Raw genomic sequence first — 25,809 nt, forward strand, 5'->3', positions numbered from 1 at the left:
TACTCTGTGCGTACTGCGCCGGTGGGGAGACCTGAGAATGGCCGAGGAACGGACGTACCTGGAGCTGTCGGAGGATGGCGGTGGCTCGCACAAGTTCTACGAGGTGAAGCTGGAGGGCACCTCCCTCACCGTTCGCTACGGCCGTATTGGCGACAAGGGCCAGACGCAGGTTTCCCAATTCCCGACTCCCGAGAAGGCGCTCGCCGAGGCCCGGAAGAAGATCAACGAGAAGGTCCGCAAGGGCTATGCCCCCGCCGTCATGGGCGCGCGCCAGAAGCGCACCGTCACCCGCCGGGAGATGACCAGCGGCCGCTCCACCGCGACGCAGGCCCCGCTGCTCTGGAAGTTCAACTCTGGCGACCGCGCCTTCGGCATCTTCGTGGACGACTCGCGCTGCTGGGTGGGCAACGAGAGCGGCTCCATCTATTCGGTGGACCACGAAGGCCGCACGCTGTCCCAGTTCCGCCTCGCGGATGGGGTGAAGTGCATCGTCGCCGATGACCGCTGGCTCTACGCCGGGTGCGATGACGGCCGCGTCTATGACCTCGGCGGCAAGGTGCCGCGCGTGGCCTATGCCATCTCGGACGACGTGGACATCTTCTGGCTGGACATCAAGGACGGCGTGCTCGGCGTGTCCGACGCGGGCGGCAAGCTCACCGCCATCAACCACGAGGACGAGTCCCAGTGGGTGAAGCAGAGCATCGGCACCCACGGGTGGATGGTGCGCTGCGACGAGCTGGGCATGTACCACGGCCACGGGCGCGGCCTGACCATGTACGACTGGGAGGACGGCCGGGAAATCTGGCACCGCCCCACCCAGGGCAACGTGCTGTTCGGCTGGCAGGAGGAGTCCTCGCTCTACGCGTGCACCAACCTGGGCTTCGTGCACCGCTTCTCGAAGAAGGGGGACGCGGGGCCCGTCATGCAGTGCGACGCGGCGGTGTTCTCCTGCGCCGCGGTGGATGACGGCCGGTACGTCTTCGCTGGCGACAACATGTCCAGCGTCTACTGCTTCAACGACAAGGGCGAGCGGCTCTGGAAGCTGTCCACGGGGTGCGGCTCGGCCTTCTCCATGCAGTTCTTCGACAACCGGCTCTACCTCGTCACCACCGAGGGCGTGATGGCCTGCATCGACGCGAGCGAGAAGGCCATCCAGGCCGCGCAGTCTGGTGCGCTGCCGAAGGCCCGCGACATCCAGGCGCCGAAGCCCGTGGCCGCCGTCCCCGCCGGCACCGTGGAGACGACGCGCGAGGCGGGCAAGGGCGTCATCGTGGAGTGCTACCAGGACGGCGCGCAGCTGCGCGTGCGCGTGGTGTCCCCCGGCTACCACTCCGACTGGCACGTGCAGTTCCCCAAGGACATCCGCCAGGCGGGCAGCCGCTACGTGGTGGAGGGCGTCCACGAGTCCGCGCGCGGTGGCTTCTACCGCGCCCATGGCGACATCCGCAGGCTGGTGAGCTGACGTGAAACTGCTCGAGCAGGTGGTGCTGGTCTTCCAGGAGGGCAAGAGCGACAAGGTGTACGAGGTGGACCTGCTGGAGGTCTCCCCGGGCCAGTGCGTGGTGAACTTCCGCTACGGGCGGCGGGGCACCTCGCTGAAGGACGGCTCGAAGACGTCCGTGCCCGTACCCCAGGCCGAGGCCAGGCGCGTCTTCGACAAGCTCGTCCAGTCCAAGCTGGACTCGGGCTACATGCGCGGCGGTGCGCCCGGCACGCCGGTGGCTCCGCCCGCTCCTCGTGCGCCCGCGCCGCCGCCTCCGAAGGAGGAGGCCCCGGCCGGCCTGTCGCCCCGTGAGAGCACCCTCCTGCGGCAGCTCCAGCAGGAGACCAGCGCCCGGCAGTGGTTCCGCCGCGCCGACGTGCGTGCCCAGCCCCGCGACCTGGAGCGCGTCATCTGGCGCGTGGGCGAGCTGCGCCTGCGCGCCGCCGAGCCCTTGCTGCTGCCCCTGTTGGAGCGGGCCAAGCCGCTGCGCGCCTACTGCATCGCCGCGGCCCTGGGGCGCGTGGGCTCGGAGGCCTCGGTGTCCGCGCTGGGACGGCTGTACGGGGAGTCCTCCACGCCGGACATGGTGCGCCGCATGGCCACCGAGGCGCTGCTTCAGCTCTCCGACGAGGCCACCCGCGCCGACTTCCGCCGGGACGTGCTGGAGAAGCTGCCCCCCGCGCTGAGGGAGCCGGCTCGGGGTGGGGACGCGGAGGTCTTCGGCAAGGCACTCGACGCGCACCTCGCCTCCGGCAGGGCGGACGCGTGCAATGTCCTCGAGCCCCTCTACCTGGTGGACTCGGAGACGGTGCGGCCCGCGCTCCTGCGCGTGCTGCGCACGGTGCCCTTCTCCCTGGACTCGGTGCGCGTGCTGCGCCACCTCTTCAAGGCGGCCGAGTACCGGTACGACGGCGAGGTGTTCGGCCTCATCGCCTGGCGCTACGAGAAGGAGTTCCCGCTCCGGGGCGGAAGGCCACGCGCCTTCTCCCGCGATACGCGCACGTTCCTCCGGCGCCGCGTGTGGCGCACGCTGCGCCGCCTGGGCGAGCTGGAGAGCCCGGACTTCGTGAAGATGGCGGTGGGCGTGCTGCTCGCCTTCAGTGACACGGACGCGGAAACCCCTCGCTCCACGGGCTGGGGCCAGTACCAGGAGCACTGGGATGCCTGGTCGTACTATTGGGCCTTCAGCCACCTGCTGTACGGCGAGAGCCCTCGCTACGAGCCGGTGAAGAACAAGCTCGCCTTCCACTGCAAGGGCGCGTACCGGCCCGGGGCGGCGGCACCGGAGACCCGCGAGGAGTCCTTCCCCCGGCTGTGGGAGCGCACGCCGGAGGGCCTCCTGCACCTGCTGGACGAGAGCCGGTGTGCCCCGGTGCACGCGTTCGCCGCCCGTGCGCTGCGCGCCTGCCCGGACTTCCTCGCGCGGCTCGACGTGGACGCGCTGGCCATGATGTTGGAGCGTCCCTACGAGCCCACCGCGCGCCTCGGCTTCGAGCTGGCCTCGAAGCGGCTGGACGCGAAGCGCGAGCCCCGGGCGCTGCTGCTCGCGGTGGCGCGGGCCTCGTACGTGCCCGCGCGCCAGCAGGCCTTCCGGTGGATGGACGAGGTGCGCCACGCGCTCGCCGGGGACAGCGGGTTCCTCGCGGGGCTGGCCACCGCGCCGCATGCTGACACCCGCGCCTATGTCGCCAACCTCGTGCGAGGCTCCGTGCTCTCCGCGCAGGTGGTGCAGGCGCTCGTGGGCCGGCTGGTGGCGGCGCTGCTGTCCATGAAGAAGGAGGACGGCCCGCTGGCCGTGGACGTGGGCCGCGTGGTGCTCGCCGCGCTGGGGCCGGGCTCCCGCGCGGTGGGGTTGGAGGTGGTGCGCGACCTGCTCTCCCACCCGGTGCCCGAGGTGCAGGAGCTCGGCGGCGAATTGCTGCTGCGCCGCGACCCGCGTACCGAGCCCGTGCCGGACGAGCTGCTCCACCTGTTGCTCCAGGCGGAGCACGCGCCACTGCGGGCCCTCGGCCTGCGGCTGCTCGCGCTCCTCGCCGAGTCCGAGCCCGCGCTGCTCGCCCAGGAGGCGCTCCTCACGCGCCTGGCCACCAGCCACGAGCCGGACGTGCGCGCCGCGGTGCGCCCGCTGCTGGGGCGGCTCCTCGCGGCGAGTCCCGCCGCCGGGGCGCGGGTGGTGGAGGTGCTGCTGGCCGCGTTGCTGCGCCGCCGCCTGCCCGAGGGCGTGCCGGCCCATGTGGCCGAGGTCCTCTCCGGAGAGCTGGCCCCGGCGCTGGCCCTGTTGCCCGCGGAGACGGTGTGGCGGTTGCTCGAGTCCGAGGACACCGCGGCGCAGGGGTTGGGCGGAGAGCTGCTCGCCCGCCGGAGCGCGGAGCTGACGGTGGACGTGCCGCGCGCGGTGAAGCTCGCCGGGCATGACGTGCTGGCGGTGCGCGAGTGGGCCTGGCGCTGGCTGGAGGACCATGTCCCCGAGGTGCGCGCGGAGCTGTCCACGGCGGTGGGCCTGCTGGACTCGCGCTGGGATGACGCGCGGGCCTTCGGCTTCCGCTACTTCCGCGAGCGCTTCGCCCCGGAGGACTACTCGCTGGAGGTGCTCGTCTCCATCGCGGACAGCGTGCGCAAGGACGTGCAGGCCTTCGGGCGGGACATGCTCACGCGCTCCTTCCGCGAGGAGGACGGGCCGGAGCTGCTGCTGCGCCTGTCCGAGCACCCCGCGCCCGCGGTGCAGCTCTTCGCCACCAACTACCTGGAGCGCTTCGCCAGCGGCAAGCCGGCCCTGGTGGAGAAGCTGGTGCCGTACTTCATCCGGGTGCTGAGCCAGGTGAACCGGGGCCGTGTGGCGCGCCAGCGGGTGCTGGGTTTCCTCCAGCGCGAGGGCCGGGGCACCGAGGCGGGTGGCCGCATGGCCATGGAGGTTCTGCACCGGATGTCAGCCACCATTGCTATAGAGCATCGCGCCGCGGCGCTGGAGGCGATGCTGTCCATCGCGAAGGCGCAGCCGTCCGTCTCCCTGCCCTTCCACATCCGTCCGGTGGAGGTCCGCCGTGCAGTTTGAGTACTCCTTCGCGGGCAACACCGCGGTGCAGCACCGGGGTGACCGGACCGAGCTGTCCTTCGCACCGGACCTCAAGCGCGAGCCCACCTTCTTCACCGGGGAGCTGCGCCAGAACGTGGCCTTCCGCGAGGCCATCTCCGCGCTCCACGACGTGGTGGTGTCGGACCTGCGCTTCAAGCCCAAGGACAAGACGGCCTACAAGGCCTGGGCCGCGCAGCAGGAGGAGGCGGACCTGGCGGCCATCGCCTCGCAGCGGCAGGCCACGGCCAGCCGGCTCAAGGCCCTGCGCGAGGAGCTCACCGCGCTGGAGAAGCAGAGCGCGGCGCGCATGCAGCCCTTCTGGGATGCGCGCGCGCGCTACTTCAAGTTCCTCTACGAGAAGCACCGGGACTTGTGGTTCGTGTACGACCCGGTCATCACCATCCACCCGGACGAGTGCTTCTTCGAGTGCTTCAGCCAGGACGAGTCCACCTACGGCCGGCTCGGCGCCAGCTACGAGGTGTTCCAGAACATCGGTGACTTCTCCTGCGGCACGACGAACGTCGACTACTCGGAGCCGCTGTACGACGAGTTCCAGAAGATCCGCTCCTACAAGCAGACGCGCTTCGAGGTGGACCCGAGCGGCTTCACCACGCGCACGGGCACGGACGCGGCGTACAAGGAGGTGAAGATCGACCTCCCGGACTCGTGGGTGCGCGGCTTCCTGCAGGTGAACTCGGCGATGGCCCTGCCGACGGTGCGCTTCACGCTGCACCCCATGGACGTGCACAACTTCCTCGTCGTGCTCAAGCGGCACAAGGAGAAGAAGGGGCCGCGCTCCATGCGCTACAAGCTGGCGCCGGGGCAGCCGGTGAAGGTGGTCTTCGAGCCGTGGGGCACGGAGGTCGTCTGCCGTCGCTCGGTGTACGAGGGCGAGGGCACGCACGACATCCGCGTGTGGGGCCGCCGGCGGCTCGGGGTGCTGGAGCGGCTGCTCCCGGTGGCCCGGCGCTTCACCGTGCACCTGCTGGGCACGGGGCTGCCGTCCTTCTACGTGGCGGACCTGGGCGACCTGTCCTTCACCCTGGGCCTGTCCGGGTGGACGGCCAATGACTGGTCCACCGCGGGCAACTTCGACCTGATGGCGCCGCGCGGGCAGGTGGACGAGCTCACCCGCCGCCGCGTCTTCGACGCGCTCAAGGAGACGTGGTCCGCCAGGCCCGAGGCGCTGGCCTCGAAGCTGGGGTTGGAGCGGGGCACGGTGCTCGGCGCGCTGTCGGCCTGGACGCAGGCGGGGCGGGCCATCTGGGACCTGAACAAGGGCGTGTACCGGGCGCGCGAGCTGAGCCGCGAGCCGCTGCCGGTGGACAAGCTGCGCTTCTCCAACGAGCGCGAGGAGCGCGCCACGCGCTTCCTGGACGCGAGGGCGGTGCACGTGCAGGCCAGGCCCTCCAGCGTGGACGGCTCGCTGGAGCTGAGCGGCACGGTGAAGGAGGGCGAGAAGGTGCTCCGTCCCTCTTTGCGGCTCGATGGGGACCAGCGTATGGTTTCAGGCGAGTGCACGTGCAACTTCTTCCAGCAGAACAAGTTGTTCCGGGGGCCGTGCGAGCACCTGCTCGCGCTGCGGCTCCAGCACTCACGGGTGTCTCGCACATGAGAGAGGAGAGGGTCCGCGCACGCGGCGGTCAGGGGGCAGTACCTTGCAACCCGGACGGTGTTTCGCCGTCCATGCCTCATGGCCTGTCATGCATCACTGGCCCGCTCTTTACTGTGCGCGGCCTCCCTCCCTGTCGCCGCAGCGATGTCGACCTCGTCGGTCCTGCGCGCGACAGGGAGGGGGCCGCGCTTGAGTTGAGACGGTCCAGTCCCGAGAGCAGTACGAAGGTGCTCTCTGACCGCCGCGTGGACGGACCCTCCCTCTCTCACTGACCCGCCATGTCCTCCCAGCGCCCCCGCAGCCGACAGGAGCTGTACGACCGCATCCGCGCCAGCTCGAAGGAAGAGGTCATCTTCGAGGAGATGGTGCGCCTGGGCTTCTGGCCGGAGCGCAGCGGCGCGCCCGGGGACCCGGCGGAGGTGATGCACCGGCGCAACGAGCTGCGGGGCGAGCTTCGCGCGCTCGCCACGGAGCAGAGCCGGCTGGGCAACCTGGAGAAGCTGAAGCGCGAGCTGCGCAAGCGGCGGCTGGAGGAGAGCCGCCGCAAGCAGCAGGAGACGAAGGAGCGACGCGAGCGCGAGCGGCAGGCGCGGGCCGAGGCCTGGAAGGAGCGCAAGGCGAAGGAGCTGCTCTTCCTGGGCCGGGGCGTGTCCGGGGGCCTGAGCGAGCGCACCGCGGACGAGGCGAAGCTGACGCGCCTGGGCCTGCCGGTGCTGGCTACGCCCGAGGCGCTGGCGCAGGCCCTGGGGCTGAGCGTGGGGAAGCTCCGGGCGCTGTGCTTCACGCGCACCGCGTCCACCACGAGCAACTACGTGCGCTTCCTGCTGCCCAAGAAGACGGGTGGCACCCGGCTCATCTCCGCGCCCCTGCCGAGGTTGAAGGCGGCGCAGGCGTGGGTGCTGGAGAACATCCTCGAGAAGGTGCCGGTGCACGAGGCGGCCCACGGCTTCCGCGAGGGGCGCTCCATCGTCACCAACGCCCGGCCGCACGTGGGCGCGCGCGTGGTGGTGAACCTGGACCTGAAGGACTTCTTCCCCTCGGTGCTGTACCCGCGGGTGAAGGGCGTCTTCGTGCGGTTGGGCTACAGCGAGGCCACCGCCACGGTGCTGGCGCTGCTGTGCACCGAGCCGGACGTGGAAGAGGTGGAGCTGGATGGACAGCGCTACTACGTCACCCAGGGCGGGCGGCGGCTGCCCCAGGGCGCGCCCACCTCGCCCGCGCTGACGAACATCCTCTGCCGGCGGTTGGACAGGCGGCTCGCGGGCGCGGCGCGCAAGCTGGGCTTCGTCTACACGCGCTACGCGGATGACCTCACGTTCTCCGCCCACGGGCCGGAGCCTCGCGATGCCGGGGAGCTGTTGCGCTTCGTGCGCTGGCTGGTGCGGCAGGAGGACTTCACGCCGCATCCCGAGAAGACTCGCGTGTTGCGCCGGGGCCGGCAGCAGGAGGTGACGGGCGTCGTCGTCAACGACAAGCCCGGCGTGGACCGTGAGACGCTCAAGCGCTTCCGCGCGCTGCTGCACCAGTTGGAGAAGACCGGGCCCGAGGGCAAGCGGTGGGGGCACAGCGGGGACGTCATCGCCTCGGCCGTGGGCTTCGCCAACTACGTGGCCATGGTGGACCCGGTGAAGGGCAGGGCGTTCCAGGAGAAGGCCCGGGCGCTGGAGCTGCGCTACGGACGCCGGCCCGCCCCGCCTCCGCGGGCCAGGCCCTCGAGTGCTCCGGCCCAGGCTCCCGCGTCTCCGGTTGCCGCTCCCGTGGACAGTCCGCGGACGGAGACGGAGCAGAAGCCCGCCGAGCCTCCGAAGAAGAAGTGGTGGAAGCTGTTCTGAGCCGGGGCTCGCGGTAGGGTCGGGCCGCGTGAACTGGAACGTCGTCTTCGTGGTGCTCGGGGCCGTGGTGCTGCTCGGGCTCATCATCTGGGTCGTGGGTGGCAACGAGGTCAGCCGCCTGCGCAACCAGTACTTCCGCAGTGTCCCACTCCCGCGCGCCCAGGCAGAGCAATCCCTCGCGCGCCACCTCGCCAGGCTCCAGGAGCGTTACCCCGGCAAGACCGAGGCCTGGTACCTCCGCCGCGTCCTGGCCGACCTGGAACGCGACCGGCGGTGAGCCCACCGGGTGGCGTTCGTCAGGTTCGGAGTCTATATGGTGTCATATGGACACTATGATTCCGAATGACATTCAGGGAGTTTCCGTGGAGGAGCGTGTCCAGGGCGCCCTGTGGGGCCTCGCCTGGGGTGACGCCCTCGGCTGTCCCGTCGAGACCTGGCGCGCCTCCTTCATCCGTCAGGTGTTTGGCGACTACGTGGAGCTGCCCTCCGAGCTGCCCCTCCAGGCGCTCGCGGGTGACAAGAAGCGGCTCGAGCGCCTCCGCCCGCTGGGGCTCCACTCCGATGACACCCAGCAGGCCCTGGCGCTCGTCGCCTGCGCGCTCGAGCCGGGTGGATGGACTCGCGAGTCCTGGGCCCGCTGGCTCGTCGAGGGCCTGCGCCGCAAGGCCTGGCGCGGCTACGGGCGCAACTTCCAGGTCGCCGTGTCCCAACTGGCGAAGGGTGGCGCCCCGGAGCACTCGGGGAGCGCCTCGGCCGGTATGGGCGCCGCCATGCGCGTGGCTCCCGTGGGCGCCCTGCTGCGCGATGCGCCCGCCGAGCTCGCCCGCGTGGTCATGGAGTCCTCCATGATGACCCATGCGGATCTGCGCGCCTCCGCCCTGGCCTACGCCGTGGCCTGGTCCGTGGCCGCCCTCGCGCGAGGCGAGGACGTGGCCCGCGTGCGCGCTGGCGTGGCCTCCGCGGTCCGCGAGGAGGAGACTCGCTGGCTCCAGTCGGGCACCGCGTGGAGCTTCGATCGGACCGGCGGGCACCTCGTCTCGGAGACGCTGGCCGCGCTGCTCGAAGGCCCTGTCCTCGCCCCGGCGGCCTTGCGCGAGCGCATCTCCGAGCTGGCCCGCCCGCACCTCGCCGAGGGCTTCACCGTGGCGCACCCCAACCAGGGCTTCGCGCTCCTCGGCGGCGCTCATGGGCTCGTCCGGGCGCTCACCGCCGAGGAGGCTCCAGGCGCCGTGCTCGCGGACATCATTCAGCAGGGCTACGACACCGACACCGTCGCGGCCATCGCGGGGGGTGTTCTGGGCGCGCGGTTCGGAAGCGCTTGGGTGCCCCGGGCCCGGTTGCTCGACTCGGAGCGGCTCGAGGGGTATGCCCGGGCGCTCGTGGCGCGCGGTGGAGCTCCTGAGACGCTCGATGCGTTCGTGAAAAACGAAGCGGCCTGGACCGCTCACGAGAAGCGGTTCCAGGCCGGTCTGGTGCGGTGAGCACCGGTGGGTTCAACTCGAGGGGGCGGATACCCTCACCCCGACCCTCTCCCAGAGGGAGAGGGAGGAGTTGGCAGGGGAGATGGGTTGACTAGCGCGTTCCGGCGCAGCGGGCCATCATCGCTTCCAGGTCCTGGCGCGTCTGCGCCAGCGCCTCGCGCCTCACGTCCTGGCGCAGCGCGTTCGACAGCGAGCGCGACAGCGTCTTCACGATGGTCACCTCCTCCGCCGACCACCGCCGCTCCTTCTGGCAGTCGTCCAGCCGCAGGAAGCCCCACCACTGCCCGTTGATGTTGCCGATGTTGATGGGGCACAGCAGCACCGACTGCACCGCCTGCGCCTCCAGGTTCACCTGCAGCGGTCCCTGGATGTTGCGCACCACCTCCCAGACGGGCTGCCCTCGCGAGAGCACCTCCACCCAGCCCGCCATCTGATCCTTCAGCGGGAACGTCTGCAGCAGCGGCGTCATGGGCGCCGTGCCCCACACGTGCCTCAGCGGCGCCAGCCTCTTGCCCGGCATCGTCGAGGTGCTGTTCTCGTAGATGACCGCCCGGTCCACCCCGATCGCCCGGCCCACCATCTCCATGGCCGCCATCACCGCCTGTGCCGAGAAGCCCTGCTCCACCAGCAACTTCGAGGCCTCGGAGACCTTCGTGAATGCTTCCAGTGACATCGCATCCTCCGTGCCGACGAACTCAGGTAAATCCCGAGAGGCATGTACGAGCCGCCTTCTTAGCGACTCATGAGTTCATTGAACAGCAAGAAGACGATGTCTGTCAAGTATCCCTGGATTTTCTCAGCTCGTCTGGAATCCCTCGTTCCCCTTGGGTCAGCCGTTCCTGGCGGGCGCGGGGGGCGGGCTCGGGCTAGCCTGTCGGCATCCGGTGCCGGCCGGTGGGCCCGGACAGGAGGTCTCGACAGGATGGAGAGCTTGGACTCGCGTCTGGAGCGGTTGGAGCGCCGCTGCCGTCGCCTGCAGTCCGTCACCTTCGCCGCGCTCGCGCTGGGGGCGCTCGGAGTGGGCGTGGCCACACTGGGCCCGCGGTGGCCCGCCGAGGGGGGGGAGCTGGTGGCCTCACGCCTCACCCTGCGGGACGCGCGGGGCCGCACACGTGCCACCCTCTCCGCGCAGGACGGGAGCGAGGGCGGACTGGTGCTGCACGACGCCCAGGGCCGGCCCCGCGCCCTGCTGGGCGTGGACACCAGTGGCTCGCCCCGGCTCCGCTTCGCCACCGCCGAGGGCGCCACGCTCGCCGAGCTCACCGTGTACGCCAACGAGGCCCCGCGCCTGTCGCTCGGGAAGAATGGTGGCACCGAGTTCTTCTCCGTGGGGCTGCTGTCGGATGGTTCCTCGCGCCTGGAGCTGGCGGATGAGGACGGGCGCCCTCGCGCCATCCTCGGCGCCGATGAGCATGGCTCGCCCGGGCTGTTGCTCGTGGATCGCAAGGGCCAGCCCCGGGCCTCCCTGCGGGTGACCCCGGCGGACTCCGCGAGCCTCGTGCTCGAGGGGCGGGATGGCGAGGTGTTCCGCGCCCCGTCCGCCGTCCAGTAGGAGCTCGCGAGGTGGGAGCGGAGGGGGAACCCGCTTACACGCGGGACCCTCACCCCGACCCTCTCCCGGAGGGAGAGGGGATGTTGCTCGGTGGTGGGCAGGGCGGACAGGCGGGCTCGGAGTCGTGAGGGCTTCCCCGGGCGGGCGGCGTCCCTACCTTCCCACGGCTTATGGAATCACCACCGACGGGGGCGCAGGGGTGGGAGCAACCCGACCGCCTCAATGACCAGCACGAGATGCGCGGGCCCATGGCGCTGCCAACCGGGTTCCAGGCCTTCCGCCATGCGCTCTACCAGTCCACCCGCATGCGGCTCCAGCCGGGGCACCGGGTGGAGCTGGTGGAGAACGGGCGTATCTTCGACGAGGTCGTCGAGGCCATCCGCGGGGCCACCGAGTCCGTCCACATCCTCGTCTTCATCTGGCGCCCGAGCGAGCCGTCGGACCGCATCGTGGAGGCGCTGTGCGAGCGCGCGCGGGCCGGAGTCGCCTGCCGCGTCGTCGTGGATCCGGTGGGCAGCGAGGAGGTCCGCGGCGAGCACGACTTCGACCCGAAGGTGGAGCAGCGGCTGCGCGAGGGGGGCGTCGAGGTGCACTACTTCCGGCCCCTGTCGGGCCGGTGGCTGGGACGGCTCCTGGGGCGCACGCACCACAAGCTCGTCATCCTCGATGGGCAGGTGGGCTTCACCGGGGGCTTCGGCATCTGGAAGTCGTGGCAGGGCGAGGGGGACAGTCCCGAGGAGTGGCGCGACACCAACGTGCGCGTGGAGGGCCCCGCGGTGCGCGAGATGCAACTGGCCTTCGCGCGCACGTGGCAGGAGTGTGGCGGCGCGCTGCTCCCGGAGAGCTGCTTCCCCGAGCTGGAGCACGAGGGGGAGGGGTACGCCGCCTTCGTGGAGAGCACGGGAGGCCATGGGCTCTCCGACGCCGAGCGCATGTTGCGCATGGTGTTCGCCGCCGCGCGCCGCAGGCTGTGGATCGCCAACGCCTACTTCACCCCGCCCAAGGCCATCCTCGAGCAGCTGTTGGAGAAGCGGAAGCAGGGGGTGGACGTGCGGGTGCTCGCGGCGGGACCCGTGCATGACTGGCGCATCGTGCGGGCCTCGCAGCGCGCCACCTACCAGGAGATGTTGAAGGGCGGGGTGCGCCTCTGGGAGTACCAGCCCTCGATGCTGCACTCGAAGACGGTGCTCGTGGACGACTGGCTGTGCACGGTGGGCTCCACCAACCTGGACGCACTGTCGCTCCACCGGATGCGCGAGGGCTCCGTGGTGGTGGCCGACCAGCGGCTCGCCTCCAAGCTGGAGCAGTGCTGGGAGCGGGACCTGGCGCACGCGAAGGAGATGACGCTCGCCCACGGGGGACGCACCAATCCGTGGCGGCGGTTCGCGCGGCGGGTGACGCAGTTGCTCGCCGTGGACCGTTGAAGAGGGAGCGCGTCAGCGCGGGTTGCGCACGCCCACCTGCTGGCACATGGACAGCACGGGGCACGTGGTGCACTGGGGCCGGGTGCCCGTGCACACGTGCTTGCCGAAGGGCACCAGCAGCCGGTTGAGCTCGACCCAGTGCGCTCGCGGCAGCTTCGCCTCCAGCGCGGCCAGCGTCTGCTCGGGCGTGCGCGCCTGGACGTAGCCCCAGCGGTTCGTCACCCGGTGCACGTGGATGTCCACGCTGATGCGGGCCTGCCCGCAGGCGATGCCCAGCGCCAGGTGGGCACACTTGGGCCCCACGCCCTTGAAGGATTGGAGCACCTCCGCGTCGCACGGCAGCTCGCCGCCGAGCTCCTGCACGGTGCGGACCGCGATGGCGTGAATCGTCTTCGCCTTGGGCTCGGGGAAGGTCACCGGGCGGATGAGCGCGCCGATGCGCTCGGGCCCGAGGCGGCGCATGGCCTCGGGCGTGCGGGCCTGGGCGAGCAGCCGGAGGGATACCGGCAAGGACACCTCATCTCGCGTGCGGATGGAGAGGATGCAGGCCACGAGCTGCTCGAAGAGGCTCGCGTGGCCGCGTGCCGCCAGCTCGAACATGGCGGCGTCGGCGAACCCGCGGATGGATTCGCGCACCCGCGTCAGCACCTCTTCGATGTCGAAGGGCTGTTTGTCCTCGCGCGGGTGCGCTTCCATGGGTTGACGCCTACTGGGAGCCCGCCTTCGAGCTGCCAGGGGCGTGGACCTTGCGAGCGTCTTCCTTGCCGGTCTTGTTGGGGCCGCCATGCGTGCCGAACTGGCCCGCGTTGCGGTGCTTGGGATACGCCTCGTCGTCCCGGCGCTCGCGGCCCTGACCCGAGACGTCACCCGAGTCGACCTTCGGGTTCAGCTTCTCCTTGTCCGCGTCGGAATGCAGCTTCTCCCTGTCCTGGTCCTGTGCCATCGGGCACCTCCCTTTCTGGAGAAGATGGGGATGGTCCAGGGGGCTGGCTGCGGGTTCCGCCGCGCCGCCGGGCGGGCGGGCGGACAGGCACTCCGGGCTCGTCAGTCCAGGAAGCGGCGCTCCCATTGGAGGAGCCCCTTGGAGGCCGGGCCGCCGAAGATCGGTTTCCAGTGGTAGAGGTGGGGCTCGAGGAGCCGTGCGAGCGCACGGTGCATGGGAAGCGACTGGCCTGCTTCGATGTCTCCCACCTCTGGCCGCTCACCGAGAGTGATGAGGACCCGGTCATCGCTCATCTCCTGGAGTGAGATACCCGGGAGCGTCAGGTGCTCGCGCAGACCGGTCAACCCGCCGAGCTTCCCGAGCACGGGCTGCCCGAGGAAGTTCATCCAATGCACCCCGTCCACCCAGGTGTTCATGTGCATGTTCGCTCCGTTCCATGCGAGGTGCACCCCCGGGTAGCGCGGGCGGATGAGCTCGAGGGCTTCATCCGAATCTCCAAGGGACGCGCAGAGGACGAAGTCCACATAGCCCGAGTTGAAGGGGAGCTCTTTCGCCAAATCGAGAGCGAGCGCATGGACATGCTCCGAACCCCGCTCTTCCAGGTACTCCGTGGGCAGGCGCAGGTACAGGACGCTCACATCATCCTGCCGGTAGGGCCAGGGGAGGGGAACGACGTCCAATCCCCTGTAGTCCACGTGGAGTCCTGCGAATCTGCGAGGGTCATCCCACAGCATTTGGGATGCGAGTTCGTCGGGCCCCGGTTTCAACATCCGCTTGCGGATTCTCTCCCATGCGGAGTCATCGAGTGGCTCGGCTTGCCCCTCACCCGTGTCGTTCCAGGCAAGCTCGTAGGGCCGTATCCGTTCACGGAAGAGTTCCAGGGCACGCACGACGGCGGGCGCAATCCGCTCGTTGGGGTGCCGCATGTAGAAGCTCATGACCAGGGCATCACATGCGGTCAGCCGGCCGTACTTGTCGTGGTATCGCAGTCTCGGGTAGCGCATGGTGGTCCTCTCGTTCTACTTCGTCTCCGGTACTACTCCCTCCCGTGGGGAGACGAGCTTGGGTGTTACCCCGAGGGCTGTTTTATAAAGGTCACCCTGTGACCAGTCCTTCCAGGTCTCGTTCTTGTATCTGGTCCAGGTCGCGACGTTGGTCTCCGGGCATGGGAACTTGAGATCGTACACGTGGACGATGAATCCCTTCTCATCCAGGATGACGATGTCCGGCTCGATGCTGCCCGTCAGGCCCTTCCATCCCTGCTCCGACACAATTTTTTTCACCGCCTGCTCATCCAGGAACTCCCACTTGCCGGTCTGACCGTCGTGCCGGAAACGGGGATGGAGCAGGTAATTCTTCTTCGGCAATAATTCGTCCAGTGCTTTGCGCAGACACGGCCAGGCTTGCTCGTGTTTGAAGAGTCCCAGGTACGCGGCCCACGTCGTCTGTTCGCCGACCTTGAGTTGCTGACAGAGTTCTCGGCTCGGGCTCCTGCCATCGAAGTGGTAGTCGTTCACCTCGCGCTCCGCACGGCGTACACACTGCGCGATGGCTTTATCGACCCGCAGGAGCAGGTCCACAGCCAGTTCCGCGCCTCGGTGCTCGGCTGAGTTGATTCGAGGTTGCAACGCCACGGTTGCAGTCACACCTGCCGCAACCACCCTTGTCGCCACGGAGTGTGCTGTCTTCGCCGTCTCTACCATTTCGGTCGAGCCGGTGCATTGCTCCCACTGGCCGGGGTTCTGTTTGAGACAGCACTCAGGGGTCAGGTCTCGTGGACCGCATTTTCCCGCCACCTCGACGGGCTCTGATTCCGCCAGACACCCTGCCAGGAGCATGCTCAGGAGCACCAGCAACCGCAGGGGCACACTCTTCGCGATAGGATGCATGGGCCCTACTATAGGGAGGCCATGAACGGTGATGCGGAAAACGGCGTGGTGGGATCGATGGGCGCGCGGCCTCCAGAGGGGATAGGAGGACGGGAGCCTCGGTGGCCGCGCCGTCGGGTGCTGCGTTGGGCCCTGGGGCTGGTGCCCGTAGCGGCAGGCGGTGGGTGGGCTGCGTTCGAGTGGCTCGGCGGACGGCGGGGGCTCGTCGCGGTGGAGTCGGACAGTGAGAGTTGGGCCGACTCGTTCACCCAGCAGGTTGCCCTGGCCTGTTTCTCGGGACACCCGGACGCGGGGGCGGGGCTGGACAGGTTGCTCCAGCCCCTCACGCCTGGCAGGCCGGCCCGGCTGCTGGGCGCCTGTCTGTCCATGGAGCGAGGTGATTGGAGCCGGGTGAAATGGCACCTCGGGTTCTCCAATGTTCGAGACGCTCCGGAGGCGCACCTGCTGCGTGAGCTTGCCGATCGCCGGCCCCGTGCGCCCGACTGGCGCCATGCCTTCCTCGACGCCTGGACGGCGCTCGGCCGGCCCGACTTCCGCAAGAGCACCCTGCTTCCTCAACCGCTGGAATGGAATCTCCTGCTCGCCGACACCTCGGCCGCCTGGGATGCCGCCACGGAGGCCCAACGCTTCCCGCTGGCGGTGTTGCACCCGGAGTCGTTGATGGAACCGCGCCAGGAGTGGGCGCTCGCGCAGGTGCGCGCCAGTCAATCCGTGCCACTCCTCATGGTGCTGTGTCAGCAACTCCACTCGCTCGACGCGCGAGCGCCGTTGAGCCAGCGCCTGCGGCCCGTGGTGGAGGAGCGGCTCGGTCAACTCGCCGGGTCCTCTTCCCCGACCCTTCAGCTCGCCCTGCTGTCCTTCCTGGCCGGCAGCCCTCGGACGGCTCTCTTCGTGCGCCGCGAGCTGGAAGCGCTCGAGAAGCTCGTCGCACTGCCCGAGTGGAAGCAGCCCTCGAGCGAGCAGTTCTTCCTGGAGATGCGCGCGCTCTTCGAGGGCCTTCTGCTCGCGCCCGGCCACCATGCCTGGCTGATGGCCACCCTGGCCCAGGGAATCTTCCTCGGACCGTGGCTCGTGCAGCGTGCCACGGCCAGCAAGGAGCACCTGACAGAGGACGAGCAGCGGTGGTTGGGGCGGCTCCTGTGGGATGCGGGGGCACGCCTGCGTGAGCAGCGTTCGGACCTGGAGCTGGACATGGGGCTGCGGCTCCAGATGCGCGGCTCAGAGTTGACGGGGCACACCCCGTCCCGGGAGCAGGCCATCGCCGCCTGGGTGGAGTTGGGCAAGTGGGAGGAGGCCCTGAAGCAGGCGGCCTGCTACCGCTGGCCCCTGGCCTCGCTGCAGGAGGAGTCCTGTGCGCCCAGGGCCCGCGACGAGCAGGCATGGATGAAAGCCTTCGCAGGCAAGGGCGCGCTGCTCTGAAGCCGACATGATGGCTTCCCGGGGGCCAGGACGATGTCTACCCTGCCTGCGGCCATGACGAAGGCGTCGACATCGGGGAGAGGGCAGGGCAACCCCTCGCGGGGTGGAGAGCTGGCGCTCATTCAACAGTTGGAGGAGCGCTTCCGGCGCCTGACCCTCCTGCTCTACGACACGAGCGTTCCCGCCCGTGTCCTGGATGAAGAGGTCGTGCCCTTCCTGGCGGAGGATGTCAGCTTCACGGATCCCTGGCAGCGCGGCGCGGGACGGGAGACCTACCGGCGCGGCGCGGCTGGCTTCCACTGCATGTTCTCCTTCGACTTCGACATCCACCAGCTCAATGTCCAGCTGGAGGAGGGCCACGAGAAGGGCCGCGCCATCGTCGACGGGGTGATGAACCTGAAGCAGTTCAGCTGGCTGTACACCTATCCACTCAGGACCATCCTCGTCTTCGACTTCACCCTCGTGCGCACTCCGGGAGGGGACGTCAGGCCCCTCGTCCACGCCCATGAGGAGATGTGGAGCTTCGGCGACATGATCGCCGCCGTTCCCGGGGTGGGCTGGGTCTACACGAAGCTCTTCCGCAAGGGCTTCAGCTACGGCTTCCTGGCGGCGTCCGCGATCTGCCGCTGGATCCGCCAGTGAACACCGCGAGGCGCCGCTTCACGTGCGCGGCCTCGTCCCTATTTTAGCGGGACGGAGGTCGCACATGTCGAAGGTCACCAATCAGCCGTCGGGTGTCGTCGCGGGAACCCTGGATATCTCCAACTCGACCGAGCCGGACGTCGCCTCGCCCACGGACGCGGGAGCGGTGCTCTCTCGCCGTAAAGTGGCGGCGACCCGGGCGAAGAAGGCCGCCCCGCGGGCGAAGAAGCCCGTGGCCCGCCGCGTGACGAAGACGAGCAACGCCCGGCAAAAGCGCTGACGATTCTTTTTCGTGCAACCCCTTTGCAACAAGCAGTGCGTCCCTACCTTCCCGCGCGTGACACGGCTCCGGCGGCCGTAGGCCGGGGCCACACGAGAGGAGAGAACACTGATGCGGAAGGTACTGTGGGCCGTGGCGCTGGGGACCTTGTTGGCTGGAACGGGCTGCCACCGCAATACGCGTGAGCGCGCCGAGGACACCGCGGAGAAGGCGGGCGACAAGGTTGAGGACACCGCGGAGAAGGCGGGCGACAAGGCCGAGGACGCCGCGGAGACGGCGGGCGACAAGGCCGAGAAGGCGGGCGACAAGATCGAGGACGCGACGGACGACTAGGCCAGGAGGGGTCAGTCCTTTCAGGAGGGAGGTCCCGGTCGCGCTCGGGAGCAACTGGTCTGACTGTCAGACCAGTTCGTCCGAAGCGCGCCCGGAAGGTGCCCCATCCTTTCCTGCAAGAGCACCCCTGAAAGAACTGACTCCAGCGGCTCAGCCTTCGCGCTTGCGATCCCAGGGACGCGCCGTGGGACTGATGTGGGGCAGCACGGCGCCCAGCGGGGCCGTGGCGTCACCTTCACTCCCGGAATCGAACTGGCGCCGGATGCGCTCGGCGACGGGCCGGAGGCTCGTCTTCTCGAGGCAGGCCGCCGCCCAGGCTCCCGCCGCGCCCAGGTCGGGCACGATGGTGTAGGGGGCCGACGGCGGCTTGAAGTGGAAGATGACGCTCATCGTCAGCCGCACCACGGGCGAGGTGACGACGTACACGATGCCCAGCAGCGTCTGGCGGATCAGCACCTCGTGGGCCTTGAGCCACTCCACCTGCCGCTGTCGCTGCTCGGTCGAGAGGAGCCGGAGCGCGCTCACGTCGAAGATGCAGACGTGTCTTTCCTGGCGCTGCAGATAGTGGCTGGCCCTGGCCAGATAGCTCTCGAAGTCCTGGGAGGAGAGCTCTCCGGTGAGCCGCACCACCATCAGCGGCCACTGGGAATCATCGAAGGTGAAGGATGCACCGGGATGCATGGGTTCAAGAGGTGACGGTGGACCTCGACCGGCGCAAGGTGTGAAAGTGTTTTTGTGCGGGGGCCCGCGTGCAGTGATGGCAAAGATATACACCGCAAGCGGTTCAAGCCGTGGCGTGAATGAAATTCTTCAACTCCACTACCGCTGGGTGAAGTTCGTCAGCCACTGCAGGTTGGAGTCGATCGACCACGAATAGGTTCCGGCGAGCCATTTCTGGTCCAGGGTGTTCTGGCTGGCGAGGCATCCGCCCTGACGCATGTAGCAGTGGTCGGCGTTGCCATCCGAAGCCTCCGCGTGCTTCACGATGTACCAGCCGCTGTCGTTGCTCCGGGTGCAGGAGGTCGACGTGGACGTGCAGGCCAGGCCCGTCAGTTCCTGGAGCTGGGCGCGCACCGAGCTCTCGGTCGAGCCCATGAAGCCATCCGCCTCGCCATTCACGGCCCGAAGCCTGTCACTCGTCAGGGTCCGCTTGCCATGGGCGACGCAGGCGCGCAGGTCGTAGGTGGAGTACTGCACGCCCGCTCCCAGTCCATAGACGGCCTGCACGCGCGAGTCGTAGTTCTTGGAGAGGATGGCCAGGATGGAGCCCTGGCTGAAGCCGCTCACGACGATTCCCTTGGCGCAGTCCGCGGTGGGACGGGAGCAGAGCGCCTTGACGGCACTGCTCGCGCTGCCCGCATCGAAGATGCACTTGGAGCGGGTCGACAGCGTGGAGCAGGTTCCAAAGCTGGAGCTGGGATACTGGATGGTCGCCGCGACGTAGCCGCGGCCCGCCATCTTGTCCACGGCACTCAGCGCCGAGGCGTTGTCATACGTCTCCGAGGTGCCCACCAGGTAGATGAAGACCGGGTAGGTGCCCAGCGACGCCGGCTCCTTGCCCTTGATGTTGTACGTCGTGTTGCACGAGGTGCTGCCGCCCGAGTACGTCGCCGTGAAGCTGTTCAGGGTTTGCGCCCAGGCGGATGTGCCGCACACCGTGGACAGGAGCAGTGCGGCGAAAAGGTTCGCGTTCTTCCGCTCGTGCATACGACCTCCAGTACCCGGGGAAGGGGGGAGTCCCAGGTAATTCCGGTTTGACGGAGAGGTCGCGCAATATGGCTGCTCCTCGAGAGATTCTCAAGTCCTGGGAATTTCCCTCCCCCGAGGTCCGCGACCTACGCGGTCAGATCGATCGCGTACCAGCGGTCGCAGCTGAAGTGGCCCGTGGCGCCCATGGGGCGTGGCAGCGGCTGGAAGCCCAGGCGGAGGTACAGCTTCTGCGCCTGCGTCATCCCCGCCAGCGTCTCCAGGTAGCACGTCCGGTAACCCGCCTCCCGCGCGAAGGCCAGACACTGGCGCAGCAGACGCTCGCCCACGCCGCGCCCGCGCAGCTCGGGCAGGAAGTACATCTTCCGCAGCTCGCAGATGCCGGGCTCGCCGCCATCCAGCGGCGCGATGCCTCCTCCGCCCAGCACCCGGCCCGCCTCGTCCTCCACCACCCAGTAGGCGCGTCCCGGGCGCGAGTAGGCCTCGCTCATCCCGTTCACCTCCGGGTCGTGGAGGGCGAAGCCCGGTCCGCTCGCTCCGAACTCCGGCATCACCTGGCGGATGACGGCCGCCACCGCCGCATCGTCCCTCGACTCAATCGGGCGCAGCTTCAGTTCCGTGCTCATGGTGCGCGCACCGTTCCACGCCTCCGTTCCGAGGCCAAGCACCGTCATGCCGTCCCGGGGCCCGGAGGGCTCACACCCGGAGTGACACCGCTGCCTTCGCCTGTAGGGGAGGAGACACGTTCTCCTGGCCCGCCGCGTCAGAGGCGCGGTGTGGTGGATTTCCCGGGCGCGGCACCTCTATACACGCCCCGGGAAGTACCTCACGGAGACAGTGCACATGGCCAACAAGGTCAAGGCAGTCCTCATCGGCGGTACCGGCTATGGCGGGGCCGAGATCCTCCGCCGCCTCCTCTTCCACCCCCACGTGGAGGTCATCCGCGTCACGGCGGTGGACAACATCGGCAAGAAGGTGGGCGACGTCCACTTCAACCTCGCCGGGCTCACGGACCTCACCTTCCAGGAGCTGCCTCCCGCCCAGGCCGTGGCCGGCGCGGACGTGGCCTTCCTGGCCATGCCCCACAAGACCACCGCCAAGGTGGTGCTCGACATCATCAACTCGGGCGTGCGCATCGTGGACCTGTCCGGCGACTTCCGCCTGCGCGACGCGGCCTCCTACGCGAAGTACTACGGCGTGGACCACCCGGCCCCGCAGATGCTCACCGACGGCGCCTTCACCTACGGCATGCCCGAGCTCAACCGCGAGGCCATCCGCAAGGCGCGCTACATCGCCAGCCCCGGCTGCTTCGCCACCACCATCGCGCTCGGCCTGATGCCGCTCGCGAAGGCCGGGCTGCTCACCGGCCCCATCCACACCGTGGCCGCCACAGGCTCCTCGGGCAGCGGCGCCAACCCGCAAATCACCACGCACCACCCGCTGCGCGCGGCCAACCTGCGCACCTACAAGCCGCTCGAGCACCAGCACATCCCCGAGATTCTCCAGACGCTGCGCATCGCCGGTGGCAAGGAGGACATGTCGCTGGAGTTCGTGCCCGTGTCCGCGCCGCTGCCGCGCGGCATCTTCTCCACCTCGTTCGCCGAGGTGCCCGCCTCCGTCACGCAGGAGCAGCTCACCGCCGCGTGGAAGTCGGCCTTCGGCAACGAGCCCTTCATCCGCATCGTCGGCGGCGGCCGTCAGCCCGAGGTGGTGGGCGTGTCCGGCAGCAACTACGTGGAGGTGGGCTTCACGCTCGGCCCCGTCACCGGCAACACCCGCCGCGTGGTGTGCTTCTCCGCGCTCGACAACCTGGTGAAGGGCGGCGCCGGTCAGTCCATCCAGAGCTTCAACCTGATGATGGGCTGGGACGAGCGCCTCACCCTCGCCGAGCCGGGGCTGTGGCCGTGAGCGCGCTCACCGACTTCAAGGGGCGCTGGTTCGTCGTGAAGATCGGCGGCGAGCTGGCCATGGACAAGCCGAAGCTCGCCGCGAGCGTGGGCGCCGCCGTGCGCGCCTTCCTCGACGCGGGCATCCGCGTGGCCGTCATCCACGGCGGCGGGCCCCAGGCCACCGAGCTGCAGAAGAAGCTCGGGCTTCAGCCGAAGATGGTCGCCGGCCGCCGCTACACCGACGAGGCCACCCTCGAGGTGATGAAGATGACGCTCGCGGGCCAGGTGTCCGTGGACGTGGCCGCCGCCTTCCGCATCGCCAACGTCCCCGCCCTGTGCACCACCGGCATGTCCGCCGGGCTCGTCGACGCGAAGCGCCGGCCCCCCAAGGTCATGAGCGGCGCCGGGCCGGACCCCGTGGACCTCGGCCTGGTGGGCGACGTCACCGGCGTGGAGACCTCGCTCTTCCAGCGCATCGCCGACGCGGGCTTCGTCCCCGTGCTCGGCTCGCTCTCCGGCGACGCCCAGGGCAACGTCTTCAACATCAACGCGGACACCGTGGCCACCCGCGTCGCCGCGAAGCTCGGCGCCGCCAAGCTGTTCCTCGTGTCCAACGTGCCCGGCGTGCTCGCCAACAAGGACGACCCCTCCACCCGCCTGCCCACCCTCACCCCCGCCGAGGCCCGCGCCAAGATTGCCTCCGGTGTCATCCAGGGCGGCATGATCCCCAAGGTGGAGGAGAGTCTGGAGATGCTCGAGGAGGGCATCGAGGCCATCCACATCGTGGGCATCTCGCCCAACGACGCCGTGCTGCGCGAGGCCGAGAAGCCCGGCAGTCATGGCACCGCGTTCCTGCGCGGGTAGTGGCTCGCGCATCGCTGCCCCCCGGGCCCTTCGGGTGGGGGGGTAGCAACATCTTCTCGGCTCCGGCGATAATTCCGTTGTCGTCTCAAGTTTTTCCCCGGAGCTGACCGTGAGCACCGTTTCCTCCTCGACCCGCCCCCAGGTCGCCCTCACCACCGCCGCCGCTTCGTCCGCCCCCACCCTCCCGTCGGGGACCCTCTCCAAGGGCGACTCGGGGACGCCGGTGAAGCAGCTCCAGTCGGCCCTGGTGAAGCTGGGCTACATGACCCAGGCCCAGATGAACTCCGGCCCCGGCACCTTCGGCCCCCAGACGGAGGCCTCGCTCAAGAAGTTCCAGTCCGCGCACAAGCTGACCGCCGACGGCGTCTACGGCCCGAAGACGCGCGCCGCGATGCTCAAGGACCTCACCCCCGCCACGCCCTCCAAGCCGCCCTCCTCACCCTCCGTCACCGCCCCCGCGGCGGGCCTCGAGCGCGGCGACAACGGCGCCGGGGTGAAGCAGCTCCAGTCGGCCCTGGTGAAGCTGGGCTACATGTCCCAGGCCGATATGAACTCCGGCCCGGGCGTCTACGGCCCCAAGACCGAGGCGTCCGTGAAGAAGTTCCAGTCCGCGTGGAAGCTCGGCGTGGACGGTGAGTACGGCCCGAAGACCAAGGCCGCCCTCGAGAAGGCGCTCGCCGGTCAGAAGCCTCCCTCCACCAACCCCACCCCCACCCCCGGCGGCCCCGGCAAGGTCACCAAGCCGGACATGAAGTGGGTCCCCTCCGCCAACTACGGCTCGCGCGGCGGCGCCGACATCGACGCCATCGTCCTGCACCACACCGCCTCCAACAACGTCGACGGCGACCTCAGGGCCCTCACCAAGCCCAATGGCGACAAGTCGGTGAGCGCGCACTACCTCATCGGCAAGGACGGCACCATCTACCACCTCGTCGATGACAAGATGGCCGCCTGGCACGCGGGCGTGTCCTCGCTCCACGGCGACAAGAGCCCCAGCGTCAACGCGCGCTCCATCGGCATCGAGATCACCAACGACGGCAGCGGTAAGACTCCCTTCACCGAGGCCCAGTACCGCGCCCTCGAGAAGCTCGTCCCCTACCTGGCCAAGACGTACGACGTCCCCATGAAGAACATCCTCGGCCACAGGGACGTGGCTCCCGGCCGCAAGGTCGACCCCGCCGACAACTTCGACTGGGGCCGCATCCGCCGCGCCACCGACGCCGTCATCTGACGCCCGAGGTTCTCACCGTGGCTCGCGTGCGCCCGCGTCCCTTTGTGCAGTACGCTGCACATGGGCGCGGGCGTACTGCATCAGGTGGGTAGCACCCCCAAGGCCCCAAGTTCCTCATTTCCCTGGGCCTCGCGTCCGGCACGGTCGTTGTAGGGGGCTTCTCTCAACATGTATTGCTCGTCCTGCCGGCAGGAACGGCTCGGGGGTCTGGCGTGTGCCGCCTGCGGCAACCCCATGTCCCCGCGCCCTCGCGAGGTTCTGGAGCAAGAGCTCGCCCACGTTCAGTTCCTCCTCGCTGAGCTCTCGCACTGGGACCCCTCGTATGTCCCCAAGGGGACTCGCGGTTATCTCTCCCAGCGGTACGAGCGCCAGGTCCGCATCCTGCTCTCCGTTCTCGCCGAGAGTCCCTCCGCCCCCCCCAGGGACGCGGAGGTTCCTTCCGTGGCTCCAGTGGAGGGCGGGCCCGCTCCTGCTCCGGTGAGCCTCGAGGTCCAGGGAGAGAGCCCGGCGTTTTCCGACACGGTCGCGGAGGTCTCCGACCGCATGGCCGGGCAGGGCTCGGCTCCGGAGGTTGAGCCAGAGGTTGATCCAGAGGTCGCTCCGGTAGACCCTCACCCCAGCCCTCTCCCAGAGGGAGAGGGGGCGGACACGGGTTCGACTCGGGATCCGCGATACCCTCACCCCAGCCCTCTCCCGGAGGGAGAGGGGGTGGGGGCGATGGTCCTTCCTCCCGTTGTCACAGAGCCCCTCTTCGATCCTCCTCCCGTTCGCTCTGTTTCCGCTCGCATCGTCGAGCAGGTCTCGACCTGGGACACCGTCTGGCGCCCCTTCCTCTACGAGAGCATTGGTTGGTTCATCGGCGCCTTCCTCATCGTCGCTGGTTCGCTCTACCTCGCCTTCGATAGTTGGGCCGGGCTTACCTCCTTCTCCCGCTCCCTCGTCGTCTTCGGCATGACCGCGGGTTACTCCGCCGCCTTCTCCATCTGCGGCTCCCTCCTCGCCCGCCGCGAGGCCCTCGCCAGCGCCGGCCGCATCCTCGGTCTCATCGGCGCCGCCGTCGCTCCTCTCGCCGGCGTCGCGCTCGGTCCCGTCGACAGTCTCAGTCTCGACGGTGTTCCGCTCGCCCTCCTGCTGCCCCTGCTCCTCGCCTGGTCCGTCGCCGCCGCCTGGCTCGTCCGCAAGCCCGCTGAATCCTTCGACGCTCCCTCCCGGCCCTCCGTCCAGCTCGCGCTCCTCGGCACCACCTTGATGATGGGGCTGGCGTCCCTCTTCGCACGCCTCGGCCCTCTCTCCCTCTGGCTCGATGCGCTCCCCTGCGCCCTCTTCTTCGTCCTCTCGCGCGGGCGCGTCCCCGAGCCCCGGAGCACCAAGGCCCTCTCCTTCGTCCTGGGCGCTCCCCTCTACCTGGCTCTGCTGTACTTCGTCCGGTTGCACCTCGCGCTCTCCGCCGGCGGGATGGCTCCCTCCTTCGGCGGTTACGCCCCGTTCCTCGCCTTCCTGCTCGCCGCCTGTCTCGGCTTCCGCCGGCTCGAGCCCGACGAGGCCGCTGACTCCCTCTCCGTGGGCGTCGCTTCGCTCCAGGTGGCCTGCCTCGTGCTCGCGGCCACGGGCTCGCCCCCGGCCTTCTTCTTCACCGCCGCCGTCTTCACCTGGACCGTGTTCGGGCTCTCCCGGGGCGCGCTTCCCCGGGTGCGCTGGCTGTACCTCGCCTATGCCGGCGCGTACCTCTCCTATGCCTCCTCCGGGCAGCTCGTCCCCGGGGCCGTGCGGGCCCTGATCAACTCGCTCAAGGCCTCGCTGGGTTATCCCGTGGCCGGGAAGCTCCCGTTCCACTTCGGGGCGCTCTCGGCCGTGCCCTTCGTCCTCGCGGGCGTCGTCCTCGCCGGGTGGTTGCGCTCCCGCGCGGAGCGCTCCTCCTCGGCTCGGGACATGGCGGTCTCCGAGGTCCTCCTCCGCTCCACCGCCATCGCCAGTCTCGTCTTCGTCCTCCTCGGGCACATGGGCCTCGACCAGCGTCCGGCCTTCTGGTCCGCGCTCGCGCTCATCCCCCTGTGCGTGGGCAGCGGGCTGCTCTTCGAGCGCCTCTACCTGTCCATCGTCGGTGCGCTGCTCTCCTTCTTCCTCTCGATCTCCTCCGCCGTCCTCCTGGGAC

General features: G+C 69.4%; 25 protein-coding genes. 15 read left to right on the plus strand and 10 right to left on the minus strand.

Annotation, left to right across the window (positions count from 1 at the left end; genetic code table 11):
* The first annotated feature begins 37 nt into the window (after positions 1-37).
* The 6 genes from JRI60_RS07625 to JRI60_RS07650 all read left to right on the plus strand — a co-directional run bounded on the left by JRI60_RS07625 (position 38) and on the right by JRI60_RS07650 (position 9,484).
* On the plus strand, positions 38-1,462 hold the full coding sequence (locus tag JRI60_RS07625) for a WGR domain-containing protein (protein ID WP_204225188.1): 1,425 nt from the start codon (positions 38-40) through the stop codon (positions 1,460-1,462).
* Between the two features lies 1 nt (position 1,463).
* Positions 1,464-4,535: a hypothetical protein gene (locus JRI60_RS07630; RefSeq protein ID WP_204225189.1), complete on the plus strand. Its 3,072-nt coding sequence runs from the start codon at positions 1,464-1,466 to the stop codon at positions 4,533-4,535.
* Positions 4,525-6,171: an SWIM zinc finger family protein gene (locus tag JRI60_RS07635; protein WP_204225190.1), complete on the plus strand. Its 1,647-nt coding sequence runs from the start codon at positions 4,525-4,527 to the stop codon at positions 6,169-6,171. Before JRI60_RS07630 ends, JRI60_RS07635 begins: the two co-directional genes overlap by 11 nt.
* Before the next feature lie 278 nt (positions 6,172-6,449).
* Positions 6,450-8,003 carry a reverse transcriptase family protein gene (locus tag JRI60_RS07640; protein ID WP_204225191.1) on the plus strand — a complete coding sequence of 518 codons (1,554 nt, stop codon included), beginning with the start codon at positions 6,450-6,452 and terminating at the stop codon, positions 8,001-8,003.
* A 28-nt stretch (positions 8,004-8,031) separates the two neighbouring features.
* A complete protein-coding gene (locus JRI60_RS07645; RefSeq protein ID WP_204225192.1) occupies positions 8,032-8,280 on the plus strand; it encodes a hypothetical protein in 249 nt (82 codons plus the stop codon).
* Positions 8,281-8,365: 85 nt separating this feature from the next.
* The gene (locus JRI60_RS07650; protein WP_204225193.1) at positions 8,366-9,484 is read left to right on the plus strand and encodes an ADP-ribosylglycohydrolase family protein; all 1,119 of its coding nucleotides are present in this window, start codon (positions 8,366-8,368) and stop codon (positions 9,482-9,484) included.
* A 91-nt stretch (positions 9,485-9,575) separates the two neighbouring features.
* On the opposite strand, the gene JRI60_RS07655 is transcribed toward JRI60_RS07650, so the two are convergent.
* Positions 9,576-10,157 (minus strand): GAF domain-containing protein, encoded by a 582-nt coding sequence (locus JRI60_RS07655; protein ID WP_204225194.1) that lies wholly within the window; start codon positions 10,155-10,157, stop codon positions 9,576-9,578.
* 249 nt (positions 10,158-10,406) lie between these two features.
* Here JRI60_RS07655 and JRI60_RS07660 point away from each other — a divergent pair, with 249 nt between their 5' ends.
* Both JRI60_RS07660 and JRI60_RS07665 read left to right on the plus strand, forming a co-directional pair.
* Entirely contained in the window at positions 10,407-11,036 is a 630-nt protein-coding gene (locus tag JRI60_RS07660) for a hypothetical protein (RefSeq protein ID WP_204225195.1), read from the plus strand.
* A gap of 170 nt (positions 11,037-11,206) precedes the next feature.
* On the plus strand, positions 11,207-12,460 hold the full coding sequence (locus JRI60_RS07665; RefSeq protein ID WP_204225196.1) for a phospholipase D-like domain-containing protein: 1,254 nt from the start codon (positions 11,207-11,209) through the stop codon (positions 12,458-12,460).
* Between the two features lie 12 nt (positions 12,461-12,472).
* Here the strand turns inward: JRI60_RS07665 and JRI60_RS07670 are convergent, their stop codons facing one another.
* From JRI60_RS07670 to JRI60_RS07685, 4 genes are all read right to left on the minus strand, one after another.
* Positions 12,473-13,156 carry an endonuclease III domain-containing protein gene (locus JRI60_RS07670; RefSeq protein ID WP_204225197.1) on the minus strand — a complete coding sequence of 228 codons (684 nt, stop codon included), beginning with the start codon at positions 13,154-13,156 and terminating at the stop codon, positions 12,473-12,475.
* 10 nt (positions 13,157-13,166) lie between these two features.
* Positions 13,167-13,403, minus strand: a complete 237-nt coding sequence (locus JRI60_RS07675) for a hypothetical protein (protein WP_204225198.1) — start codon at positions 13,401-13,403, stop codon at positions 13,167-13,169.
* Between the two features lie 101 nt (positions 13,404-13,504).
* Positions 13,505-14,407 (minus strand): type VI immunity family protein, encoded by a 903-nt coding sequence (locus JRI60_RS07680; RefSeq protein ID WP_204225199.1) that lies wholly within the window; start codon positions 14,405-14,407, stop codon positions 13,505-13,507.
* Positions 14,408-14,422: 15 nt separating this feature from the next.
* On the minus strand, positions 14,423-15,292 hold the full coding sequence (locus tag JRI60_RS07685) for a hypothetical protein (protein WP_204225200.1): 870 nt from the start codon (positions 15,290-15,292) through the stop codon (positions 14,423-14,425).
* A 117-nt stretch (positions 15,293-15,409) separates the two neighbouring features.
* Here JRI60_RS07685 and JRI60_RS07690 point away from each other — a divergent pair, with 117 nt between their 5' ends.
* The 4 genes from JRI60_RS07690 (at position 15,410) to JRI60_RS07705 (ending at position 17,966) form a co-directional block, all read left to right on the plus strand.
* On the plus strand, positions 15,410-16,711 hold the full coding sequence (locus JRI60_RS07690) for a hypothetical protein (protein ID WP_204225201.1): 1,302 nt from the start codon (positions 15,410-15,412) through the stop codon (positions 16,709-16,711).
* Between the two features lie 54 nt (positions 16,712-16,765).
* The gene (locus tag JRI60_RS07695; RefSeq protein ID WP_204225202.1) at positions 16,766-17,353 is read left to right on the plus strand and encodes a hypothetical protein; all 588 of its coding nucleotides are present in this window, start codon (positions 16,766-16,768) and stop codon (positions 17,351-17,353) included.
* A gap of 64 nt (positions 17,354-17,417) precedes the next feature.
* Complete coding sequence (locus JRI60_RS07700) at positions 17,418-17,633, plus strand: hypothetical protein (RefSeq protein WP_204225203.1); 216 nt, start codon at positions 17,418-17,420, stop codon at positions 17,631-17,633.
* 111 nt (positions 17,634-17,744) lie between these two features.
* Positions 17,745-17,966 (plus strand): YtxH domain-containing protein, encoded by a 222-nt coding sequence (locus tag JRI60_RS07705; RefSeq protein ID WP_239470396.1) that lies wholly within the window; start codon positions 17,745-17,747, stop codon positions 17,964-17,966.
* Between the two features lie 150 nt (positions 17,967-18,116).
* Here JRI60_RS07705 and JRI60_RS07710 read toward each other — a convergent pair whose 3' ends face one another.
* The 3 genes from JRI60_RS07710 to JRI60_RS07720 form a co-directional block, all read right to left on the minus strand.
* The gene (locus JRI60_RS07710; protein WP_204225204.1) at positions 18,117-18,647 is read right to left on the minus strand and encodes a hypothetical protein; all 531 of its coding nucleotides are present in this window, start codon (positions 18,645-18,647) and stop codon (positions 18,117-18,119) included.
* A gap of 138 nt (positions 18,648-18,785) precedes the next feature.
* Complete coding sequence (locus JRI60_RS07715) at positions 18,786-19,673, minus strand: hypothetical protein (protein WP_204225205.1); 888 nt, start codon at positions 19,671-19,673, stop codon at positions 18,786-18,788.
* A gap of 128 nt (positions 19,674-19,801) precedes the next feature.
* Entirely contained in the window at positions 19,802-20,299 is a 498-nt protein-coding gene (locus JRI60_RS07720; protein ID WP_204225206.1) for a GNAT family N-acetyltransferase, read from the minus strand.
* 217 nt (positions 20,300-20,516) lie between these two features.
* Between JRI60_RS07720 and argC the strand changes: the two genes are divergently transcribed.
* From argC to JRI60_RS54395, 3 genes are all read left to right on the plus strand, one after another.
* Positions 20,517-21,581 (plus strand): N-acetyl-gamma-glutamyl-phosphate reductase, encoded by a 1,065-nt coding sequence (argC, locus tag JRI60_RS07725; RefSeq protein ID WP_204225207.1) that lies wholly within the window; start codon positions 20,517-20,519, stop codon positions 21,579-21,581.
* Positions 21,578-22,426 carry an acetylglutamate kinase gene (gene argB, locus JRI60_RS07730; RefSeq protein WP_204225208.1) on the plus strand — a complete coding sequence of 283 codons (849 nt, stop codon included), beginning with the start codon at positions 21,578-21,580 and terminating at the stop codon, positions 22,424-22,426. The genes argC and argB overlap by 4 nt, the downstream gene beginning before the upstream one ends.
* A 109-nt stretch (positions 22,427-22,535) precedes the next feature.
* Entirely contained in the window at positions 22,536-23,657 is a 1,122-nt protein-coding gene (locus JRI60_RS54395; RefSeq protein ID WP_275439144.1) for a peptidoglycan recognition protein family protein, read from the plus strand.
* 114 nt (positions 23,658-23,771) lie between these two features.
* Here JRI60_RS54395 and JRI60_RS53115 read toward each other — a convergent pair whose 3' ends face one another.
* Both JRI60_RS53115 and JRI60_RS54400 read right to left on the minus strand, forming a co-directional pair.
* The gene (locus JRI60_RS53115) at positions 23,772-25,490 is read right to left on the minus strand and encodes a hypothetical protein (RefSeq protein WP_239470397.1); all 1,719 of its coding nucleotides are present in this window, start codon (positions 25,488-25,490) and stop codon (positions 23,772-23,774) included.
* Complete coding sequence (locus JRI60_RS54400) at positions 25,460-25,588, minus strand: hypothetical protein (protein ID WP_275439145.1); 129 nt, start codon at positions 25,586-25,588, stop codon at positions 25,460-25,462. Before JRI60_RS54400 ends, JRI60_RS53115 begins: the two co-directional genes overlap by 31 nt.
* Between the last annotated feature and the right edge of the window lie 221 nt (positions 25,589-25,809).

This window comes from Archangium violaceum (assembly GCF_016887565.1).
GTDB lineage: Bacteria > Myxococcota > Myxococcia > Myxococcales > Myxococcaceae > Archangium > Archangium violaceum_B.

Bases quoted from the DNA above. Each gene is read 5' to 3' on its own strand.
- JRI60_RS07625 (WP_204225188.1), top strand. From the start codon at position 38: ATGGCCGAGGAACGGACGTACCTGGAGCTGTCGGAGGATGGCGGTGGC.
- JRI60_RS07640 (WP_204225191.1), top strand. From the start codon at position 6,450: ATGTCCTCCCAGCGCCCCCGCAGCCGACAGGAGCTGTACGACCGCATC.
- JRI60_RS07655 (WP_204225194.1), bottom strand. From the start codon at position 10,157: ATGTCACTGGAAGCATTCACGAAGGTCTCCGAGGCCTCGAAGTTGCTG.
- JRI60_RS07660 (WP_204225195.1), top strand. From the start codon at position 10,407: ATGGAGAGCTTGGACTCGCGTCTGGAGCGGTTGGAGCGCCGCTGCCGT.
- JRI60_RS07665 (WP_204225196.1), top strand. From the start codon at position 11,207: ATGGAATCACCACCGACGGGGGCGCAGGGGTGGGAGCAACCCGACCGC.
- JRI60_RS07670 (WP_204225197.1), bottom strand. From the start codon at position 13,156: ATGGAAGCGCACCCGCGCGAGGACAAACAGCCCTTCGACATCGAAGAG.
- JRI60_RS07675 (WP_204225198.1), bottom strand. From the start codon at position 13,403: ATGGCACAGGACCAGGACAGGGAGAAGCTGCATTCCGACGCGGACAAG.
- JRI60_RS07680 (WP_204225199.1), bottom strand. From the start codon at position 14,407: ATGCGCTACCCGAGACTGCGATACCACGACAAGTACGGCCGGCTGACC.
- JRI60_RS07685 (WP_204225200.1), bottom strand. From the start codon at position 15,292: ATGCATCCTATCGCGAAGAGTGTGCCCCTGCGGTTGCTGGTGCTCCTG.
- JRI60_RS07695 (WP_204225202.1), top strand. From the start codon at position 16,766: ATGACGAAGGCGTCGACATCGGGGAGAGGGCAGGGCAACCCCTCGCGG.
- JRI60_RS07700 (WP_204225203.1), top strand. From the start codon at position 17,418: ATGTCGAAGGTCACCAATCAGCCGTCGGGTGTCGTCGCGGGAACCCTG.
- JRI60_RS07705 (WP_239470396.1), top strand. From the start codon at position 17,745: ATGCGGAAGGTACTGTGGGCCGTGGCGCTGGGGACCTTGTTGGCTGGA.
- JRI60_RS07710 (WP_204225204.1), bottom strand. From the start codon at position 18,647: ATGCATCCCGGTGCATCCTTCACCTTCGATGATTCCCAGTGGCCGCTG.
- JRI60_RS07715 (WP_204225205.1), bottom strand. From the start codon at position 19,673: ATGCACGAGCGGAAGAACGCGAACCTTTTCGCCGCACTGCTCCTGTCC.
- JRI60_RS07720 (WP_204225206.1), bottom strand. From the start codon at position 20,299: ATGAGCACGGAACTGAAGCTGCGCCCGATTGAGTCGAGGGACGATGCG.
- argC (WP_204225207.1), top strand. From the start codon at position 20,517: ATGGCCAACAAGGTCAAGGCAGTCCTCATCGGCGGTACCGGCTATGGC.
- JRI60_RS54400 (WP_275439145.1), bottom strand. From the start codon at position 25,588: ATGTCCCGAGCCGAGGAGGAGCGCTCCGCGCGGGAGCGCAACCACCCG.